Source organism: Pseudomonas sp. NFPP07 (assembly GCF_900115645.1).
Taxonomy (GTDB): domain Bacteria; phylum Pseudomonadota; class Gammaproteobacteria; order Pseudomonadales; family Pseudomonadaceae; genus Aquipseudomonas; species Aquipseudomonas chlororaphis.
This window is the reverse complement of record NZ_FOXG01000002.1, coordinates 505,309-524,751: the sequence shown is the minus strand read 5'-3', so window position 1 is coordinate 524,751 and position 19,443 is coordinate 505,309. Positions and strand designations below refer to the sequence as shown.

17 protein-coding genes are annotated in these 19,443 nt (G+C 64.7%); 9 read left to right on the top strand and 8 right to left on the bottom strand.

What is annotated here, in order from left to right; all coding sequences use genetic code 11:
* Positions 1-218 precede the first annotated feature (218 nt).
* From BM019_RS07440 to dacB, 4 genes are all read left to right on the top strand, one after another.
* Positions 219-524: a DUF3649 domain-containing protein gene (locus BM019_RS07440; protein WP_053260044.1), complete on the top strand. Its 306-nt coding sequence runs from the start codon at positions 219-221 to the stop codon at positions 522-524.
* Complete coding sequence (locus BM019_RS07435) at positions 521-2,095, top strand: PepSY-associated TM helix domain-containing protein (protein ID WP_092417954.1); 1,575 nt, start codon at positions 521-523, stop codon at positions 2,093-2,095. The genes BM019_RS07440 and BM019_RS07435 overlap by 4 nt, the downstream gene beginning before the upstream one ends.
* A complete protein-coding gene (locus tag BM019_RS07430; protein ID WP_007929380.1) occupies positions 2,096-2,419 on the top strand; it encodes a DUF3325 domain-containing protein in 324 nt (107 codons plus the stop codon).
* A 140-nt stretch (positions 2,420-2,559) separates the two neighbouring features.
* On the top strand, positions 2,560-4,008 hold the full coding sequence (gene dacB, locus BM019_RS07425; RefSeq protein WP_092417953.1) for a D-alanyl-D-alanine carboxypeptidase/D-alanyl-D-alanine endopeptidase: 1,449 nt from the start codon (positions 2,560-2,562) through the stop codon (positions 4,006-4,008).
* Positions 4,009-4,136: 128 nt separating this feature from the next.
* On the opposite strand, the gene BM019_RS07420 is transcribed toward dacB, so the two are convergent.
* Positions 4,137-5,012 (bottom strand): helix-turn-helix domain-containing protein, encoded by an 876-nt coding sequence (locus BM019_RS07420; RefSeq protein ID WP_092417952.1) that lies wholly within the window; start codon positions 5,010-5,012, stop codon positions 4,137-4,139.
* Between the two features lie 260 nt (positions 5,013-5,272).
* On the opposite strand from BM019_RS07420, the gene BM019_RS07415 reads away from it, so the two are divergent.
* Entirely contained in the window at positions 5,273-6,244 is a 972-nt protein-coding gene (locus BM019_RS07415) for a DMT family transporter (RefSeq protein WP_092417951.1), read from the top strand.
* Positions 6,245-6,358: 114 nt separating this feature from the next.
* On the opposite strand, the gene BM019_RS07410 is transcribed toward BM019_RS07415, so the two are convergent.
* Positions 6,359-7,333: a 2-hydroxyacid dehydrogenase gene (locus tag BM019_RS07410; protein WP_092417950.1), complete on the bottom strand. Its 975-nt coding sequence runs from the start codon at positions 7,331-7,333 to the stop codon at positions 6,359-6,361.
* Between the two features lie 228 nt (positions 7,334-7,561).
* Positions 7,562-8,530, bottom strand: a complete 969-nt coding sequence (locus BM019_RS07405; RefSeq protein WP_009042251.1) for a LysR family transcriptional regulator — start codon at positions 8,528-8,530, stop codon at positions 7,562-7,564.
* 262 nt (positions 8,531-8,792) lie between these two features.
* Here BM019_RS07405 and BM019_RS07400 point away from each other — a divergent pair, with 262 nt between their 5' ends.
* The 4 genes from BM019_RS07400 to BM019_RS07385 all read left to right on the top strand — a co-directional run bounded on the left by BM019_RS07400 (position 8,793) and on the right by BM019_RS07385 (position 13,653).
* On the top strand, positions 8,793-10,304 hold the full coding sequence (locus BM019_RS07400; RefSeq protein WP_092417949.1) for an efflux transporter outer membrane subunit: 1,512 nt from the start codon (positions 8,793-8,795) through the stop codon (positions 10,302-10,304).
* Positions 10,305-10,384: 80 nt separating this feature from the next.
* Positions 10,385-12,592, top strand: coding sequence for an FUSC family protein (locus BM019_RS07395; RefSeq protein WP_092417948.1), 2,208 nt, complete (start codon positions 10,385-10,387; stop codon positions 12,590-12,592).
* Positions 12,582-12,782 carry a DUF1656 domain-containing protein gene (locus tag BM019_RS07390; RefSeq protein ID WP_007930063.1) on the top strand — a complete coding sequence of 67 codons (201 nt, stop codon included), beginning with the start codon at positions 12,582-12,584 and terminating at the stop codon, positions 12,780-12,782. The genes BM019_RS07395 and BM019_RS07390 overlap by 11 nt, the downstream gene beginning before the upstream one ends.
* A gap of 10 nt (positions 12,783-12,792) precedes the next feature.
* Positions 12,793-13,653 (top strand): efflux RND transporter periplasmic adaptor subunit, encoded by an 861-nt coding sequence (locus BM019_RS07385; RefSeq protein ID WP_092417947.1) that lies wholly within the window; start codon positions 12,793-12,795, stop codon positions 13,651-13,653.
* Between the two features lie 72 nt (positions 13,654-13,725).
* Here BM019_RS07385 and BM019_RS07380 read toward each other — a convergent pair whose 3' ends face one another.
* From BM019_RS07380 to BM019_RS07360, 5 genes are all read right to left on the bottom strand, one after another.
* Positions 13,726-14,748 (bottom strand): SEL1-like repeat protein, encoded by a 1,023-nt coding sequence (locus tag BM019_RS07380; protein ID WP_239691051.1) that lies wholly within the window; start codon positions 14,746-14,748, stop codon positions 13,726-13,728.
* A 278-nt stretch (positions 14,749-15,026) separates the two neighbouring features.
* A complete protein-coding gene (locus BM019_RS07375; RefSeq protein ID WP_092417945.1) occupies positions 15,027-16,058 on the bottom strand; it encodes an SEL1-like repeat protein in 1,032 nt (343 codons plus the stop codon).
* Positions 16,059-16,292: 234 nt separating this feature from the next.
* The gene (locus BM019_RS07370; protein ID WP_239691050.1) at positions 16,293-17,288 is read right to left on the bottom strand and encodes an SEL1-like repeat protein; all 996 of its coding nucleotides are present in this window, start codon (positions 17,286-17,288) and stop codon (positions 16,293-16,295) included.
* A gap of 217 nt (positions 17,289-17,505) precedes the next feature.
* Positions 17,506-18,330, bottom strand: a complete 825-nt coding sequence (locus BM019_RS07365) for an SDR family oxidoreductase (protein ID WP_092417943.1) — start codon at positions 18,328-18,330, stop codon at positions 17,506-17,508.
* 36 nt (positions 18,331-18,366) lie between these two features.
* Complete coding sequence (locus BM019_RS07360; RefSeq protein ID WP_009042259.1) at positions 18,367-18,831, bottom strand: hypothetical protein; 465 nt, start codon at positions 18,829-18,831, stop codon at positions 18,367-18,369.
* Positions 18,832-19,443: the final 612 nt, after the last annotated feature.

Sequence of the window (19,443 nt, the reverse complement as noted above, 5' to 3'; positions counted from 1 at the left end):
CGAACGCTCCGGCAGCATGAAAATGCTTAAGAGAACAAGAATTGTTCGCATTGTAGTGGCCTGACATGGCATTGGGCAATCAACCCGGACCGACGGAAGAGCCCTCGGTGGATTGGTGATTTTTTGCACATGAGAATATTTATCATTAATATTGCGCCGACTTGAGCCCGCGTGAGGTATTTGCCAATGCCGGGCTGTCCTGGTTTCAAGGTCGAAACATGAAAAGCAAAGTTGCTGCGATCCCTTTTTCCTATCGTCTGGCCGTGACTTCGCGGGTGCTGGCCGCGGTGTTTGGCGGTTACCTGCTGGCGGCGTTGTCCAGCATTTGCCTGACCCTGCTGCTCCCTGTGTCCCGCGCCGATGCGGTATTCGGCGGCATGATGGCGTCCTTCCTGTTCTACCTGGTGGCGGTGCTCTGGTGCTTCGCCTGCCGCACGGCCTGGCAGGCCTGGTTCGGGTTGCTGCTGCCGGCGCTGGTATTGGCGGCGATTTCTGCGTTGGCGTATTGGATGAATCTCTCATGAAGGAGGGATTTCGCCAGTCCATGGCCTGGTTGCACACTTGGGTCGGACTGGTATTCGGCTGGCTGCTGCTGGCGATTTTCCTGACCGGCACCCTGGCCTATTTCAAGGATGAAATCAGTCATTGGATGCAGCCCGAAGTGCCGTCGCGCTCGGTCAGCAACGAGACCAGCGTGATCCTCGCCCAGAGCTACTTGCAGCAGCACGCCCAAGGCGCCTCGCGCTGGTTCATCAACTTGCCCGATGCCCGCGAGCCGGTGTTGTCGGTGATGTGGCAATTTCCGGGCAAGCCCGGCGAGCGCGGCGCCTTCACCCAGAAACTGCTGGACCCGGCCACCGGCGCCGAGCTGCAGGTCCGCGATACCCGCGGCGGCGAATTCTTCTACCGCTTCCATTTCCAGTTGCAGATGCCCTATCCCTGGGGCCGCTGGCTGTCCACCGCGGCGGCCATGCTGATGTTCGTCGCCTTGATCAGCGGCATCATCATCCACAAGAAAATCTTCAAGGACTTCTTCACCTTCCGCCCTCGCAAGGGCCAGCGCTCCTGGCTCGACGGGCACAACGCGGTGGGTGTGCTGGTGCTGCCGTTCCACCTGATGATCACCTACAGCAGCCTGGTGATCTTCATGTCGATGGTCATGCCGGCGAGCATCCTGGCCACCTACGGCGAAGACAGCCGGGCACTGTTCAATGAAGCGTTTCCCGCCACCAGCAACGCACCGGCCGCGGGCCGGCCGGCGCCGCTGGTGCAGCTCGAACCGCTGTTGCAGCAGGCCCGCGAGCAGTGGCCGGGCGGCCGCGTGGGGCGTATCACGGTGAACAATCCCGGGGATGCCAATGCCTCGGTGAATGTCATGCGCCACGGTGGCGACCAGGTGGTTCGCGATTTTGGCAGTGCGGTTTCGTTCGACGGCGTCAGTGGCAAGCTGCTGCAGGTTGCCCCGCCGCAGTCGTCGATCGTTGCTATCCGAGGCGGTTTCTACGGGCTGCACATGGGCCTCTTCGCCGGGCCGCTGCTGCGCTGGCTGTACTTTATCTGCGGCCTGGCCGCCACCGCGATGATCGGCACCGGGCTGGTGATCTGGCTCGGCAAGCGCCAGCTCAAGCATGCCAAGAGCGGCGTGACGCCCTTCGAGTTGCGGCTGGTGGAAGTGCTGAACATCGCCAGCATGTCCGGCCTGGTGCTGGCTGTCGCCGCCTTCTTCTGGGCCAACCGTCTATTGCCGGTGAGCCTCGCCGGGCGGGCGGACTGGGAAGTGAACAGCTTCTTTATCGTCTGGGGCCTGAGCCTGCTGCACGCCGCACTGCGTCGCGGGCGCAAGGCCTGGGTCGAGCAGTTGGGCGCGGCGGCGTTGCTGCTGGCCAGTGTGCCGCTGCTCGATGCGCTGACGGTGCCCGATGTGCTGGATGGTTTCCTGGTGCACGGCGACTGGGTCCGGGCCGGGTTCGACCTGACCTGCCTGGCGGCGGGGCTGTTCCTGGCCTGGGCGGCCTGGAAGATGTCGCGTCCTGTCGCCCAGCCTGCCGTTGCCGCCCGCTCGCGACGGGCCGCCCTTGAAACCGAGGTGAACTGAATGCTCCTGGCGCTGCTGCTGTGTTACCCCGGTTTTGCCGGGTTGTGCCTGTCGATGGACCGTCACCACGCCGAACTCCTGGGCTACAAACCCACGGCCCGGCGCCGCAGTGGCCTGCGCCTCGGCGGCTGGTTGCTGCTGGCGGGTTCGCTGTGGGCGGCGATCGCGGCGGCTGGCTGGGCTTTTGGCCTGGTGCAGTGGTGCGCGGCCTTGATGCTCAGCGCCTTGTCGCTGGTGCTGTTGTTGCCCTATCAGCCGCGCCTGGCATTGCTGGCGGCCGGGCTGGGGCTGCTGGTCAGTCCGCTGGCCGCGTTGGCGCAATGAGCGTTGCGCAACGCCCGGCCTGAGGCGCCGGCTTCGATTGTTCGTTGACACGCGCCCCTCGCCAATCGTTATCTGGGCGCCCGCCACAGCCGCAAGGCTGTCGGCGGTGGGTTCGAGGTCATCAAGGAAATACCTTTCTCATGGGTTCAGTACATCGTTTTTACACTCGCGGGCTGGGATTGTTCCTGGCCTTGTCGCTGGCGGCTTGCGCCAGCCATCCCGGCGCCCGGTACGCCGCCAACCTGGATCAGGTCCTGGCCGACCCGGCGCTCCAGGGCGCCACGGTATCGCTGACGGTGCGCGATGCCGAGAGCGGTGCGGCCTTGTATCAGCACAACCCCGACAGCCGCCTGATCCCGGCTTCGAGCCTCAAGCTGCTGACCACCGCCGCCGCGCTGGACGTCCTCGGCCCCGACTACCGTTTCGCCACCGAGGTACTGGGCGACGGCGCGCAGCAGGGCGAGCGCCTGCACGGCAATCTCTACCTGCGCGGCTCCGGCGACCCGAGCATGCAGGCCAAGGATTATCAGGCGCTGGCGGCGGCGGTGGCGCGTACCGGCATTCGTCAGGTCGCGGGTGACCTGGTGCTCGACGACACCGCTTTCGATGATCAGCGGCTCGGTGTCGATTGGGCCAGCGACGATGAAAGCCTGTATTACGCGGCGCAGATTTCCGCGCTCAATATCTCCCCCAACGATGACTTTGACGCCGGCAGCGTACTGGTTGCGGTAACCGCACCGACGGTGCCGGGAGCGCCGCTGGCGGTTCGCGTCAGCCCGGAAAACCGGCTGATGGGCCTGCGCAATCAGGGGCGGGTCGGGGCGGCGGACAGCCTGCAGGTCGGCCGTGAGCATGGCAGCAACCTGCTGCTGGTCAGCGGCGCCTTGCCGCCGGGGCAGTCGCGGCGCAACTGGGTCAGCGTGTGGGAGCCGACCCGCCTGGTGGCGGACGTGTTCCAGCAGGCCCTGGCCGAGCAGGGAGTGACGGTGCAGGGCCAGGTGCGCCTCGGCCAGCCCACGGCGCCCGCCGCCCGGGTGCTGGCCAGCCACTCGTCGATGCCGCTGGCGGGCCTGATCACGCCCTTGCTCAAGCTGTCGAACAACAACATGTCCGAGGTGCTGCTCAAGGCCATGGGCCGCAAGACCGCCAATGCCGGCACCGCCGCTGCCGGGGTGGCGGCCATCGAGGGCTTCCTGCGACGCCAGGGCCTGAGCCCGCAGGGGTTGGTGCAGGTGGACGGTTCCGGGCTGTCGCGGCGCAACCAGATTTCCAGCCAGAGCCTCAGCGACCTGCTGCTGGTGGCGCGCAAGCAGCCCTGGTTCGCCACCTGGTACGCGGCGCTGCCGGTGGCCGGCGATGCCCAGCGCATGACCGGCGGCACCCTGCGTTATCGCCTGCAAGGCACCGGGGCTGTGGATAACCTGCACGCCAAGACCGGCTCGATGCAGGGCGTGTCGTCGCTGTCCGGTTACTTGCGCGCGGCCGATGGCCGCCGGTTGGTGCTGGTGATGCTGTCGAACAACTACCGCGCCGACGGCGCGCAGATCAAGGCCCTGGAAGACCGGGTGACGCGGGTGCTGCTGCAATAAGTTGGGGACCGGGTTTGCCTGACACATCGCCATCGCGAGCAAGCTTCGCTCCTACAGAAGCAGCGTTCATTTTCTGTAGGAGAAGCTTGCTCGCGATAAAGGCGACGCGCTGTAACTGACGGTTGCGCTCAGCCCAGAAACGCCTGGCGATACTCCCCGGGCGTGCCGCCCAGGGCCTGGCGAAAGCGGTTGGTGAAGTGGCTGGCGCTGGCGAAGCCGCAGGCCAGGGCAATCTCGCCCAGGGGCAGGCGGGTGCCGCGCAGCAGGTCGCGGGCATGCTTCAGGCGTCGCGCCAGCAGGTATTGATGGGGCGGCAGGCCGAAGCTTGCGCGGAACATCCGCGCGAAGTGGTATTCCGACAAGGCGCAGCGCGCGGCCAGTTGCCCCAGGCTGATCGGCTCGGCCAACTGGCTGTCGATGTACTCCACCAGTTGCCGGCGCTGATGCGCCGCCAGCCCGCCCTTGAGGCGCAGGCCCTGGCGCTGGCCGACCTGGGTCAGCAGGGCGTGGCTGAGCATCTCGTGGGCCAGGCTGCTGGTCAGCAGGCGCTCACCGGGTTCGTCCCAGTTCAGCTGGATCAGTTGCCGAAAGCGCCTGGCCTGCTGCGGGTCGTCGAGGAAGGTGGTTTCCTGCAATTGCAGCTCGCGGGGTTCGCGGTCCAGCAGGGTCACGCAGCCCAGGGCGAATTGCTCAGGGCTGAAATACAGGTGGGCCAGGCGGATCCCGCCATTGATCACCCAGGCTGACTGGTGTTCGGCGGGCAGGATGCACAGCTTGTCCGGACCGCCCTTGGTCCCCGGCTGGCCGCGGCGAAAGGTCCCGGTGCCGCCGTCGATGTAGCACGACAGGGTGTGATGGCTCGGCGCTTCGTAGTCCTGGGCGTCGTGATGGTTGCTCCACAAGGCTGCGGCCAGGCCGTCACCGAGCTCGGCGCTGTGCTCCAGGCGAGCATTGGGCGAGCGGTTCAGGGCTTGAAAGACTTGCAGGGTTTCCAGTGCGGGCATGGCGGTCAGGTCTGAAATTGAACGGCATTCTGTAGCCGCTGCCGATAGGCTGCGATAAGGCCGAAGGCCTTCAGCGATCTCAAGAGCACGTCTCCTGCGGAGCCGATCGCAGCCTGTCGGCAGCGGCTACACGATGTTTTGCATCCTACTCCGTGGGCGGCGCGCTGCCAGCCCGGCAACCGATAAAAGCGCAAGTTTATGCAAGCGCCCGGGCACGCAATGGTCTGAGACTGGGTTGCCCTGCACAGGAGTCCCGCGCCATGAACCTTTCGCTTTATCTGCTCACCGTCCTGATCTGGGGCACCACCTGGATTGCCCTCAAGTGGCAGCTGGGAGTGGTGGCGATTCCGGTGTCCATCGTCTATCGCTTCGCCCTGGCGGCCCTGGTGCTGTTCGTCATGTTGCTGCTCAGCCGCAAGCTGCAGGTGATGAACCGCCGCGGGCACCTGATCTGCCTGGCCCAGGGGCTGTGCCTGTTCTGTATCAACTTCATGTGTTTCCTGTACGCCAGCCAGTGGATTCCCAGCGGCCTGGTGGCGGTGGTGTTTTCCACGGCGACCCTGTGGAACGCCCTGAATGCCCGGGTGTTCTTTGCCCAGAAGATCGCCCGCAACGTGCTGCTGGGCGGGGCGTTGGGGCTGCTGGGGCTGGGCCTGCTGTTCTGGCCGGAGCTGGCCGGCCATAGCGCCAGCCCGCAAACCCTGCTCGGCCTGGGGCTGGCGCTGTTGGGCACCCTGTGTTTCTCGGCGGGCAACATGCTGTCCAGCCTGCAACAGAAAGCCGGCCTCAGGCCGCTGACCACCAACGCCTGGGGCATGGCCTATGGCGCGGCGATGCTGGCGGGCTATTGCCTGGTCAAGGGCATCCCTTTCGATATGGAGTGGAACACGCGCTACATCGGCTCCTTGCTGTATCTGGTGATCCCGGGGTCGGTGATCGGCTTCACCGCCTACCTGACCCTGGTCGGCCGCATGGGCCCGGAGCGGGCGGCCTACTGCACCGTGCTGTTCCCGGTGGTGGCGCTGAATGTCTCGGCCTTCGCCGAAGGTTACCAGTGGACCGCCCCGGCGCTGGCCGGGCTGGTCCTGGTGATGCTGGGCAACGTGCTGGTGTTCCGCAAGCCCAGACTTGTGCCTGCATCTGCATCCGGATTTGAATCTGAGTCTGTAGCCGCTGCCGAGCCTGCGAGGCTGCGAACGGCGGCGCAGCCGTCGCAAAACCAGGCGACCTGATTCTGCAGGTCTATCGCTGAAGGTCCTGCGGACCTTTTCGCAGCCTCGCAGGCTCGGCAGCGGCTACAGGGGGGCAGGCGGACAGGCGGCCACAGGCGGTGATAGGCAGTGGTATCAGCCTTTCCACACCTGCGGGTTGACCAGGTCCTGCGGGCGTTCGCCGAGCAGGGCACTGCGCAGGTTGGCCAGGGCGCGGTTGGCCATGGCGTCGCGGGTTTCATGGGTGGCCGAGCCGATGTGCGGCAGGGTCACGGCGTTTTTCAGCTGGAACAGCGGCGACTCGGCCAGCGGTTCCTTCTCGTAGACGTCCAGGCCGGCGCCGCGAATCGTGCCGTTCTGCAGGGCTTCGATCAGCGCCGGCTCATCCACCACCGGGCCGCGGGAGATGTTCACCAGGATCGCGCTTGGCTTCATCAGCGCCAGTTCGCGGTGGCTGATCAGGTGCCGGGTCTTTTCGCTCAACGGCACCACCAGGCAGACGAAATCCGCTTCGGCCAGCAACTGCTCGAGGCTGCGGAACTGCGCGCCCAGCTCCTGTTCCAGCGCGGCCTTGCGGCTGTTGCCGCTGTAGATCACCGGCATATTGAAGCCCAGGCGCCCGCGTCGGGCGATGGCCGCGCCGATGTTACCCATGCCGACAATCCCCAGGGTCTTGCCATGCACATCGCAACCGAACAGCGGCGCGCCGACGCTGGCCTGCCATTGCCCGGCCTTGGTCCAGGCGTCCAGTTCGGCGACACGCCGGGCGCTGCTCATCAGCAGGGCGAAGGCCAGGTCGGCGGTGCTTTCGGTGAGCACGTCCGGGGTGTTGGTGAGCATGATCCCGCGTTCGTTGAAGTAGGCCAGGTCATAGTTGTCGTAGCCCACCGAGACGCTGGAGACCACTTCCAGCCGGCTGGCGTTTTCCAGCTGCGCGCGGCCCAGCTTGCGACCGACGCCGATCAGGCCGTGGGCGTGGGGCAGGGCTTCGTTGAATTGCGCGCCGATATCGCCCAGCTTGGGGGTGGGCACTATCACCTCGAAGTCCTGGCGCAGGCGCTCGATCATGTCCGGAGTGATGCGGCTGAAGGCAAGTACGGTCTTTTTCATCGCGGGAAAGCTCGTCAGGCAGAGGAGAATGCCAAGCAAGCTAACATTCCCCACGGGCTTTTTGTAGCGGCTGCGGCAGGCCGTGGGGGCGAGAAGGTTCTGCGAATGTAGCCGCTGCCGAAGGCTGCGATCGGCTCCGCAGGAGACGTGCTCTTGAGATCGCCGAAGGCCTTCGGCCTTATCGCAGCCTGCGGCAGCGGCTACAGGGGATACATGAGAAAGCCCCGATCAAGGGGCCAGGCGCACGCCGCTGAGGCCGCCGCTCAGTTCATAGGCCGTCAGCTCCGCCTGATGGGCGGCGAGAATCTCCGGCAGGGTGTTGCGCAGGTACTCGACCCAGGTCTTGATCTTGGCGTCCAGGTACTGGCGCGACGGGTAGATGGCGTACAGGTTCAGCTCCTGGGAGCGGTACTTGGGCATGACCCGCACCAGGGTGCCGTTGCGCAGGCCCTCGATGGCCGCGTACACCGGCAGCACGCCCAGGCCCATGCCGCTGGTGATCGCGGTTTTCAGCGCGTCGGCGGAGTTCACCAGGAACGGCGAGCCGTTGAGGGTGACCCCTTCCTGGCCCTCGGGGCCGTCGAACAGCCATTTGTCCAGGGCGATCACCGGGCTCACCAGGCGCAGGCAGGCATGGTTCGACAGGTCGCTGGGGCTGTTCGGGCAGCCATTGGCTTTCACGTAGGCCGGCGAGGCGCAGACGATGCTGTAGGTGATGCCCAGGCGCTGGGAGACGAAACCCGAGTCCGGCAGTTCGCTGGCCAGCACGATGGACACGTCGTAACCCTCGTCCAGCAGGTCCGGCACGCGGTTGGCCAGGGTCAGGTCGAAGGTCACGTCCGGGTGCGACTTGCGGTAACGGGCGATGGCGTCGATCACATAGTGCTGGCCGATGCCGGTCATGGTGTGCACTTTCAACTGCCCGGACGGCCGCGCGTGGGCATCGCTGGCCTCGGCCTCGGCTTCTTCGACGTAGGCCAGGATCTGCTCGCAGCGCAGCAGGTAGCGCTTGCCGGCCTCCGTGAGCGCGATGCGGCGAGTGGTGCGGTTGAGCAAGCGGGTTTGCAGATGGGCCTCCAGGTTGGAGACCGCGCGCGAGACATTCGCCGTGGTGGTGTCGAGCTGGACGGCGGCGGCGGTGAAGCTGCCGGCTTCGGCGACACAGCTGAAGGCACGCATGTTTTGCAAAGTGTCCATGGGGTGCTCTCTGGGGAGATGGCAAATTGTGACACGAAGTAACAGATTGTTGGCTATTGCACCAAGGGATTATCGCGCGAACGGTAATAAAGATTCACAGGAATCCCAGCTTATCGCCGTAAAGCCCGCCGCCTAGAATTGCGCCGATCTGTAGGGGCCGGTTACCGGAACCCGTGCAATGCGGTGGGTCAGTGACACCGTCTCGCGAGCAAGCTCGCTCCTACAGGGATCCGCCTTCTCCCTATTTCAGGAATTCGCAGCAGTGCCGCGTCGCATCAGCAGAGAGCTGAAGACTCTCAGTGTTTGGGCTTTATCGTTAGCAATCAGCGGCTGCATCGGAACCGGGGGCATTGCCCCACAGGGCAAGGCACTACCGGCCAATACACTGGCCACCGACGAGGCGATCCAGAGCGCCGCGCGTGACGCCCGCTGGCCCGCCGCCCAATGGTGGCAGGCCTATGGCGATGCGCAGCTGAACCACTGGGTGACCCTGGCCGTGCAGGGCAGCCCGAGCATGGCCATGGCCGCCGCCCGGGTGCGCCAGGCGCGTGCCATGGCCGGCATCGCCGAGTCGGCCGAGTCGCTGCAGATCAAGGGCGACGCCACCCTCAAGCGCCACAACTGGCCCACCGATCAGTTCTACGGCCCGGGCGAACTGGCCAACAGCACCACCTGGGACAACAACGCCGCGCTCGGCTTCAGCTACGCCCTCGACCTCTGGGGCCGGGAAAGCAATGCCAGCGAGCGTGCCGTGGACCTGGCGCACATGAGCGCCGCCGAGGCGCGCCTGGCCCGGCTGGAACTGCAGAACAATGTCGTGCGCGCCTATATCCAGCTGTCGCTGCAATACGCCCAGCGCGACATCGTCCTCGCCACCCTGAAGCAGCAGGAACAGATTCTCGAGCTGGCGCAAAAGCGCCTGGCCGGCGGCATCGGCACCCACTTCGAAGTCAGCCAGGCGCAGACTCCGCTGCCGGAAACCCATCGCCAGCTGGACGCCCTGGACGAAGAAATCGCCCTGGGCCGCAACCAGATCGCCGCCCTGGCCGGCAAGGGACCGGGGGCGGGCGCGCAGTTGCAACGGCCGAGCCTGTCCCTGGCCGCGCCGCTGAAACTGCCGTCGGCGCTGCCCGCCGAACTGCTCGGCCAGCGCCCGGACGTGGTCGCCAGCCGCTGGCAGGTGGCGGCCCAGGCCCGCGGCATCGATGTCGCCCACGCCGGCTTCTACCCCAACGTCGACCTGGTGGGCAGCCTCGGCTACATGGCCACCGGTGGTGGAGCGCTGGAGTTCCTCACCGGCAAGAAGCTCAACTACAACGTCGGCCCGGCCATCAGTCTGCCGATCTTCGACGGCGGCCGCCTGCGCGCCGAGCTGGGCGAGGCCGCGGCCGGTTATGACATCGCCGTGGCCCACTACAACCAGACCCTGGTCAACGCCCTGAAGAACATCTCCGACCAGTTGATCCGCCGCGAGTCCATGGACAAGCAGGCCGAGTTCGCCGCCGAGTCGGTGGCGTCGGCGCAGAAGACCTACGACATCGCCATGGTCGCCTTCCAGCGCGGCCTCACCGACTACCTCAATGTGCTCAATGCCCAGGGCATGCTGTTCCGCCAGCAGCAGATCCAGCAGCAGGTCCAGGCCGCGCGCCTGAGCGCCCATGCCGAGCTGGTGACGGCCCTGGGCGGCGGCCTGGAGGCGGGGCGCGATGTGCCCGAGGACAGCCGGACCCAACCGAGCAAGACCCCGGCGGCGCTGGCCATCTTTGACCATTAAAAGCTGACCATTAAAAGCTGACCATTAAAAGCTGACCATTAAAAGCCGACCCCCAAGTGCTGATCACTGAGTAAGATCCGATGACTCCCTTGTCTGCTCCCTTGCGCTGGCTGTACTCCCTTGAATGGCGCCGGGGTTTCTTCGACTGGGCACGCAGCGACGGCGTGACCTGGGTCTATATCTTCAAGGTCCTGGCCGCCGCGTTCCTCACCCTGTGGCTGGCCATGCGCCTGGAGCTGCCGCAACCGCGCACGGCGATGATCACCGTGTTCATCGTCATGCAGCCGCAGAGCGGCCAGGTGTTCGCCAAGAGCTTCTATCGGTTTCTCGGCACCCTGGCCGGGTCGGCGGTGATGGTGGCGTTGATCGCCCTGTTCGCCCAGAACACCGAACTGTTCCTCGGTTCGCTGGCGATCTGGGTCGGCATCTGTTCGGCCGGTGCCGCGCGTTATCGCAACTTCCGCGCCTACGGCTTCGTGCTGGCCGGCTATACCGCGGCGATGGTCGGTTTGCCGGCCCTGGCCCATCCGGACGGGGCCTTTATGGCGGCGGTATGGCGGGTGCTGGAAATCTCCCTGGGGATTCTCTGCTCGACCCTGGTCAGCGCCGCGATCCTGCCGCAGACCGCCAGCGCGGCGATGCGCAACGCCTTGTACCAGCGCTTCGGGGTGTTCGCCCTGTTCGTCACCGACGGTTTGCGCGGCCGCAGCCAGCGCGACGCGTTCGAGAGCGGCAACGTGCGTTTCATCGCCGAGGCGGTGGGCCTGGAAGGCCTGCGCAGCGTCACCGTCTTCGAAGACCCGCACATGCGTCGGCGCAACGGTCGCCTGAGCCGTTTGAACAGCGAGTTCATGGGCATCACCACCCGTTTCAACGCCTTGCACCAGTTGCTCGAACGCCTGCGCAACAGTGCCGCCGAGTATGTGCTGGCGGCGACCAAACCGGGGTTGCAGGACCTCGCCGAACTGCTGGACGGTTTCTCCGGCCGTGCCCTGACCAGCCCCGATGCCGCGCGCCTGGCCGAGCAACTGGCGAGCTACAAGGCCGAGCTGCCAGCGCAGGTGCGCAGCATGCGCGCGCTGTTCCAGGAACACGAGCCGAGCGATGCCGAGCAACTGGATTTCCACACCGCCTATGAGCTGCTCTATCGCTTCGTCGACGAGCTGCACAGCTATGCCCAGACCCACGCGTCCCTGGCCGAACACAGCCATGAGCGCGAGCGCTGGGACGAACCTTTCACCCCGCAGACCAACTGGCTGGCCTCGGCCGCCTCGGGCATCCGCGCCTCGTTCATCCTGATCGTGCTCGGCAGCTACTGGGTCGCCACCGCCTGGCCCAGCGGCGCCACCATGACCCTGATCGCGGCGGCCACCGTCGGCCTCTCGGCCGCCACGCCGAACCCGAAACGCATGGCCTTCCAGATGGCCTGCGGCACCTTGATCGGGGCCGTGGTCGGCTTCGTCGAGATGTTCTTCGTGTTCCCCTGGATCGACGGTTTTCCACTGCTGTGCGTGATGCTGGCGCCGGTGATCGTGTTCGGTTCGTTCCTCGCTTCACGCCCGCAGTACGCCGGGGTCGGCCTGGGGCTGCTGATCTTCTTCAGCACCGGTTCGGTGCCGGACAACCTGACCGTCTACAACCCCTACGCCTTCATCAACGACTACATCGCCATGGTCATGGGCATGCTGGTCTGCGCCGCCGCCGGGGCGATCATCCTGCCGCCCAACAGCCGCTGGTTGTGGCGCCGCCTGGAGCAGGACCTGCGCGGCCAGGTGGTGTACGCCATCAGCGGCAAGCTCAAGGGCCTGGCGTCGAGCTTCGAAAGCCGCACCCGCGACCTGCTGCACCAGGCCTATGGCCTGGCGGCGGGGCAGCCACAGGTGCAGCGCGAGCTGCTGCGCTGGATGTTCGTGGTGCTGGAGGTGGGCCACGCCATCATCGAGCTGCGCAAGGAGCAGGCGATCCTCCCGGTGCACCCGGCCTACGCCGAATCCCAGCCGTGGCGCCAGGCGATCCGGGTCATGGGCCGTTCGCTGGTGCGGCTGTTCCTGCAACCGAGCCAGAGCAACCTTGCGCGCGCGCTGGTCGCGGTCGATCACGCGATCGGCCGGGTCCAGGCCAGCGACGAACCCTTCGCCCCGCACTTCGATACTTCGGTCTTGCGCCGGGTGAAGAGCTACCTGCACTTCATCCGCAGCTCATTGCTCGACCCGCAATCGCCGCTGGCCGCCTATGCCGCGCCGCCAGCCGTACAGGCCCCGCCCCAAGGACTTGAACATGCCTCGTGAAATCGCCTTCCACGGCGTGTACATGCCGACCATGACCCTGATGTTCTTCATTGCCGCGGCCCTGGCCTGGGCCCTGGACCGTTTCATCTCGGGTTATGACCTGTACCGTTTTTTCTGGCACCCGGCGCTGCTGCGCCTGAGCCTGTTCTGTTGTCTGTTCGGCGCCATGGCGCTGACTGTCTACCGTTGAGAGTCCTTTGATGAAAAAGTTTTTCAGCCTGCTCGCGACCCTGCTGGTGCTGGCCCTGGCCCTGTGGATCGGCCGCACCCTGTGGGTGCATTACATGAACACGCCGTGGACCCGCGACGGCCGGGTGCGCGCCGACATCATCAACGTCGCCGCCGACGTCACCGGCGAAGTGGTGGACGTGCCGGTGCGCGACAACCAACTGGTGAAAAAGGGCGACCTGCTGATGCAGATCGACCCCGAGCACTACCAGATCGCGGTCAAGCAGGCGCAGTCGCTGGTGGCTTCGAGAAAGGCCACCTGGGAGATGCGCAAGGTCAACGCCCACCGCCGCGCCGACCTGGACAACCTGGTGATTTCCAAGGAGAACCGCGACGACGCCAGCAACATCGCCGACTCGGCCCTGGCCGACTACCAGCAGGCCCAGGCGCAACTGGAGGCCGCCGAGCTCAACCTCAAGCGCACCCAGGTGCGCGCCGCGGTCGATGGCTACGTGACCAACCTCAACGTGCACCGCGGCGACTACGCGCGCATCGGCGAGCCGAAGATGGCGGTGGTCGACAGGCATTCGTTCTGGGTCTACGGCTTCTTCGAGGAAACCAAGCTGCCCCATGTACGCGTCGGCGATAAGGCCGAGATGCAGTTGATGAGCGGCGAGGTGCTCAAGGGCCATGTGGAGAGTATTTCCCGCGGCATCTACGACCGCGACAACCCGGAAAGCCGCGAGCTGATCGCCGACGTCAACCCGACCTTCAACTGGGTGCGCCTGGCCCAGCGCGTGCCGGTGCGCATCCATATCGACGAGGTGCCGGAAGGCGTGCTGCTGGCGGCGGGGATTACCTGCACGGTGGTGGTGAAAGAGGGTGGGGAATAGCCCGCCTCACAGGGGTATTTGTGGCCAAGGCCGGGTTGTGGCGAGCAGGCAAGCTCCTCGCCACAGGCCTGGTTAGCGGTAGGTTTTGTTGACGATCGACAGTGCCTGCTCGATGGTTTCGGCGACGGACAGTTCGTCGTCTTTCATTACCGCGACGATTTTCTTGTCCTGCGCGATGTCCACGCCGGGCTTTTTCAGTTGAGCCTGGCGATTCACCACGATGTAGCTCAGGACATGGCCACGACCCTTGACGAACGGCAGGTCGATGGCCTTGAACATGCTTTGCTTGACGTAGTTGTAACGCTCGGCGGACGACAGGCCCTTGAAGGTGTCCGGGTAGTCCTGATAGATCTCGGCAGAGTAACGGCCGACGTCTTCTTCCCGCGCTTCGGCGTACAGGGCTTGTTTGCTGGTGACCTGGCCGGTGAGTTGGATGTAGCGCTGGTCACCGTCGGCGATCTGTGCGGCGCTCATTCTGGCTTTCAAGGCATCGGCTGCGCTGGTGTCATCGGCCTTGGCCATGATTCGGGTCCAGGCATAGGCGGCGCTCAGGTTGCCTTGTTCCTCGTACTTTTCGATCAGGTCCTTTTGCGCTTCGGGGTAGCCGTGCCGGGCCGAGCGCTCCAGCCAGCGCAGGGCCAGGGCCGTGTCCTGTTTGGCGCTGGTATGGCCGTAGTTGTAGGCCTGGTACAGGCCATATTCGGCGCACCAGTCGTTCTGCAGCGCCGAGTAAGCCATGTAGTTGAAGGCTTCGGTATTGCGCTGTTCATCGGTTTTGCTTTCATCCTGACCGGCAATCATCGACAGGTAGCAGAACGCGCGAGGGTGTTTCGGCGCGGCCAGTACCATGCAGGTTTTCGCAGCATCGAGCTCCTGGTTTTCGTACAGCAGGAAGCCGACGCCGAACAGAATGTCGCTGTCCATTTGTGCATTGCACTGTTCGTTGCTGGCCACAGTTGGCAATACGTTTTGCAGGGTCAACTTGGGCAGTGTGTCGTTGAGGGACGATTCTTTATCGGCGGTTTTATCGGATGCGGTAGTACAGCCGGCCAGCAACACAACCAATGCCATTGGCAGCACGTTGAACAGTTTCAATGGATATTCCCTGATCTGCGATTGAATGAAGAGGCGCATGGAATGAAGCAGGGACAGGACGGGAGAGGGGGAGCTTGAGCAGTTCCGTGCTTTCAGTGTCGATGCCAGCGATTCCATGCTGTGTTGAGCGCAAGCGCTCAAGAGCGCGCATTCTACTGGGATTGCGAGGGGGCACAACCGAAACCGCAGCATCTGTTTGGCCACGGCAAAGGGCTCTTGGGCCTTGCGCACGCGACACCTCGGCGGCGCTTCAAAAGAACTAGCGCCAGCCTCTCAAGCTATTGCTTGCGCTTGGCCAGGATGGTTTTGGCCTTGGCCACGGTGTCTTCCACGCTCAGGTCATCATTAACCAGCAAGGCATGCAGTGCCGGGTCCTGCCACAGGTCCACGGCCGGCCCGGTACTTTGCACAAGGCGGGAAATCAAGGCGTAGGCCACCACTTGGCCGCGCGTGTGGAACTTCGGGTAGAGGTCCTGCATGTCCACCAACTGGGCCACGAAAGCACGCCGTTGCATAGGGGACATGCCCTCGAACACCTCCGGGTGGCTGTAGTAAAGATCCCCTGAGCTCAGGGCGATGATGTCCTTGCGCAGCGCCTGGTTGATATCCTTTTCGGGGGTGAGTTGGCTGAGCAGTTGGGTGTAGTGCTGCTCGCCCTCGGCCATTTGCCGAGGGCTCATTTTGCGCTTCACTGCCTCGATTGTTTTTGCCTCATTCAGGACCCTGGCCCAGGCATAGGCCACCGGGAAATTGTCCTGTTCGCTGCTCCAGCGCACCATGTCCTGTTGCGACTCCTGGTCGCCGTGCCGAGCGGCGCGCTCAAGCCAGCCCATGGCCAATTCCTTGTTCGGTGGATGGCCCAGCTTGCCAACGCTGTAGATGTCGTACAGGCCTGCTTCCGCGCAGGATTCATTGTGCTTGGCGGCGTAGGCGATATAGTCGAAGGCTTCGCTTTTGTCATAGTCGTTTTGCCTGGCGCCGACAATGCTGCCCAGGATGCACAAGCTCGTGGTGTAGCGGGGAGCGGCCATGATCAGGCAGCTGCGGGCCATTTTTATTTCCTTGCTCGCCAGCAAGGTACGGCCTGCGCCATACAGCACCTTGTCCTCATCGATCAGGCGGATGCCGAGGCCGAGCAGCAATTCGCTGTCCATCTCCGGCGTGCAGTACTGGTTGGCCTCGACCTTGGGCAGGATCTGTTCGAGGCTCAGGTCCGGCAGGGAATTATTGAGTTTTTCGTCCGGTGACGAGGCATTGCAGCCCAGCAGCAGAGTGAAGATAGCCAAGGGCAGCAGGCTACGAGATTTCAATGGAGAGTCCCTGAGGTTCAATCGTAAAAGGGAGGACGCCAAGAGGGCATGAGCAGGGGCGACGGTGCAGCCGTTCCGTGCTTGAGGTGCCGCTTCCTTGCGATTGGAGTGCGGGCATTCTACTGGGATTGCCTGGGTGAACAACCTGACCCCGCCCCCTTGCAGGAGCCGGCACCTACAAGACAGCGGCCATGTATAAGGCCCCTGTAGGCGCGGCCGGCGGTGTTCCCGCTGTTACAGGGCGGCCTGGCCGAGGATCACGTCGGCTTTCTTCACCGCCTCGCTCACGTCCAGTTCTTTATCGCTGAGCAGTTCCACGATCTGTGGGTTCTGCAGTACATCGACGCCGGCCTGCTTCAATTGCGCCTGCCGCGCGATGATCACATAGGCGTACAGCTGGCCACGGGTGCTGAACTCGGGACGGGCGCTCACCGTGGCCACGGCCTGCTCCATGAGGGCATGACGCTCGGCCACCGACAGGCCCTTGAAGGTCTCGGGGTATTCCATATGGATGTTCGCCGAGTACACCGCGATGTTTTCCTCGCGGGCTTCCTTGCGCACCGCGTCCTTGCTGGTGACTCGCTTGCCCAGTTGCTCGAAACCTTGCTCGCCTTCGCTGATTTGCTGCGGGTTCATCCGCTGTTTCAAGGCGTCGATCTGTGCGCTGTCATCCAGGACCCTGGCCCAGCTGTAGGCCAGCGGCAGGTTGTTCTTGTTGCTATGCAGGCGCACCAGGGTCTGTTGCGCGTCCGCATCGCCATGGCGCGCGGAACGCTCCAGCCAGCGCAGGCCCAGGTCGCTGTCCGGGGTCTGCCCGCGCATGCCGTAGGTGAAGTTCTGGAACATGCCGAATTCGGCGCAGGAGTCGTTCTTCAGCGCGGAATAGGCCATGTAGCCGAAGGCTTCGCGGTCGCGCTTGGCGCTGTCCTTGCTGCTGTCCTGTTCCGCGATGCTCGCCAGGTAGCACAGGGCCCGGTCGTGGGTGGGCGCGGCCATGATCAGGCAGCTGCGCGCCTGCTCGGGTTTATCGTCGTTGTACAGCTGGTAGCCGATGCCATACAGCAGATCGCTGTCCAGCTTGGGGGTGCAGTACTCGTTGGCGACGGCTGGCGGCAACAGCTCCTTGAGGCTGAGCTGGGGCAGGGTGGCGTTCAGCTCCTCGTCTGGCGATGGCGCGCAGCCGATGAGCACGGTGGCCAATACCAGCGGCAGCAAGTGTTGAGGTTTCAATGGATATTCCCTGATCGACGATTGAGTGACGGCGAGCATGGAAGAGGGGGCGTTTCAGCGGTTCGCCAGCGATCCATGCGGCCTGATCGAGGCCCTGGGAGCCTCGAGTGCGCGCATTCTACTGGGATTGGGAGAGGGTACAACCTAGGCTACTAAAAGACGTTTTCTGGAACCCGTGGGAACAGCCGGGCGACGCTCCGCTGCCGGTGATCGGCCGTTACAGTTTTGCGCCCAGGCCAAAACGCTTCATCAGCGCCTTCTCCAGCAAACCCTTGGGCAACAGACTGGCCATCAAGGGCAAGGCCCGGCTGCCATTACCGATCCGAACCAGGCGTGGCGGTTTGTCCTGCTGCACGGCCCTGAGCAGCCTGGCTGCAAATTCGCTGGCGGGCGTCGGGTGGTCCTGGGAGGCCCTGGCCCGTGCGCGGATGCCTTCGCGCAACGGCCACCAGGGCGATCGTTCAGTCAACAGCTGTTCGGCTTCGTGCCCGGCATTCTTGGCAAAGCTCGAAGCGATGGCGCCGGGCTGGACCTCCATCACCCGGATGCCGAACGGCGCCAGCTCCATGCGCAGCGCATCGCTCAAGGCATGCACCGCCGCCTTGGAGGCGCAGTAGGCACCGGCAAAAGGCGTCACCAGGACGCCCGACACACTGCCGATATTCACTACCAGCCCGCGGCTGCGGCGCAGCACCGGGAACATGGCCCGGGTCACGCCGACCAGGGCGAACACATTGGTTTCGAACTGTCGTTGCATGGCCTCGACACCGCCATCGAGCAGCGGGCCCATGGCGCCATAACCGGCGTTGTTGATCAGCAGGTCGAGGCCGCCATATTGCTGGTTGATGCGCTCGCCCAGGGCGGTGAGCGCCGGGCCGTCGTTGACGTCCAGCTGCACCGCGTCAAAACCCGCGGCTCGCAGCATGGCCACGTCCTCGGCCCTGCGGGCGGTGGGCAGGACGGTGAAACCGGCGGTCTTGAAAGCATCCGCCAGGGCGCGGCCGATGCCGCTGGAACAACCGGTGATCAGCGCAACGGGCATGGCGCGGTCCTTGTACAAAAAGAGGGAAGGGGGGAATCAGTCGGAGAAACTGCCCTGCAAGCGTTCGGCGCGAAACTCCAGGGTTTGCGGGCGGTAGCCGGGGCGCAGCGGCGGCAGGGGCAGGCAGTCTTCCCAGTTGGCGCCGGCCTGCAACTCGCCGGGGCCGCGATAACGCGGGGCGCTGTACTGGTTGTCGGCCAGGTTCACGGTGTCGCCCGGGGCGTAGGCGGCGACGCGCCAGCGCAGTTCGGTCAGTGGCACATCGTTGCCGTTGTTCATCTTCAGCAGCAGCGGGCGATCCGCCGGGCAATGCTCGGGGGCATAGCTGATGCGCAATTCCAGGCGCGCCAGTTGCTGGGCTTCGCGGTTGTCCAGCCAGACCACCCACACCGCCACCAGGCCCAGGCCGACAGCGGCGGCCATGGACACCGGCAAGGCCTTGGCGGGGTAACGGACCAGCAGGATCAGCCAGGTGATAACCAGCAGAACGCCGATGAACATGAGGTGAACCTCGGGGGAAATAGAGCAGTCATCCTACCTAAGCGTAGGTGGGATTGGCCATGGTTGTGGTGGGCTGCGGCTGCTTCTGTAGGAGCGGCCGGTCGACGCTCGATTGCCCGCGATGGCGGTGGTGATGTTGGACGGAGTACATATCCGTTTCTGCGGTCACGACTGCTGGCGGTTCCGCCCTTACGGCGAGTCACTTTTTTTCAAACGCCGGAATGCCGGCCCAGCAAAAAGTAACCAAAAAACGCTTGCCCCTGCGTACGGCCTTCGCTGCGCTCAGGTTCCCTCGCTCCGGCGTCCATCAGGGGGCATCGACTCCGGTCGGCTTCGCTTCGACCTCCATACGATGTCCTCGACTACGTCGAGGGGCGCTGCGCGCCTGTCCCCTGATGAACGCCTCCACTCGGCCTCCCGATGGGGCGGGTGGATCAAGATCAAAAGCTAAAGCCTGGCGCGACCTACCGGTCGGCGCTAACCCCTGTAGCCGCTGCCGAGCTTGCGAGGCTGCGATCGACCCCGAAGGGGGCGCAGGGATTTTGAAACCGCTGGAGGACCTTCGGTCCTATCGCAGCCTCGCGGGCTCGGCAGCGGCTACAGGGATTGAGG

Bases quoted from the DNA above. Each gene is read 5' to 3' on its own strand.
- BM019_RS07385 (WP_092417947.1), top strand. From the start codon at position 12,793: ATGAAAAAGTTTTTCAGCCTGCTCGCGACCCTGCTGGTGCTGGCCCTG.
- dacB (WP_092417953.1), top strand. From the start codon at position 2,560: ATGGGTTCAGTACATCGTTTTTACACTCGCGGGCTGGGATTGTTCCTG.
- BM019_RS07395 (WP_092417948.1), top strand. From the start codon at position 10,385: ATGACTCCCTTGTCTGCTCCCTTGCGCTGGCTGTACTCCCTTGAATGG.
- BM019_RS07430 (WP_007929380.1), top strand. From the start codon at position 2,096: ATGCTCCTGGCGCTGCTGCTGTGTTACCCCGGTTTTGCCGGGTTGTGC.
- BM019_RS07420 (WP_092417952.1), bottom strand. From the start codon at position 5,012: ATGCCCGCACTGGAAACCCTGCAAGTCTTTCAAGCCCTGAACCGCTCG.
- BM019_RS07365 (WP_092417943.1), bottom strand. From the start codon at position 18,330: ATGCCCGTTGCGCTGATCACCGGTTGTTCCAGCGGCATCGGCCGCGCC.
- BM019_RS07390 (WP_007930063.1), top strand. From the start codon at position 12,582: ATGCCTCGTGAAATCGCCTTCCACGGCGTGTACATGCCGACCATGACC.
- BM019_RS07405 (WP_009042251.1), bottom strand. From the start codon at position 8,530: ATGGACACTTTGCAAAACATGCGTGCCTTCAGCTGTGTCGCCGAAGCC.
- BM019_RS07435 (WP_092417954.1), top strand. From the start codon at position 521: ATGAAGGAGGGATTTCGCCAGTCCATGGCCTGGTTGCACACTTGGGTC.
- BM019_RS07360 (WP_009042259.1), bottom strand. From the start codon at position 18,831: ATGTTCATCGGCGTTCTGCTGGTTATCACCTGGCTGATCCTGCTGGTC.
- BM019_RS07410 (WP_092417950.1), bottom strand. From the start codon at position 7,333: ATGAAAAAGACCGTACTTGCCTTCAGCCGCATCACTCCGGACATGATC.
- BM019_RS07440 (WP_053260044.1), top strand. From the start codon at position 219: ATGAAAAGCAAAGTTGCTGCGATCCCTTTTTCCTATCGTCTGGCCGTG.
- BM019_RS07415 (WP_092417951.1), top strand. From the start codon at position 5,273: ATGAACCTTTCGCTTTATCTGCTCACCGTCCTGATCTGGGGCACCACC.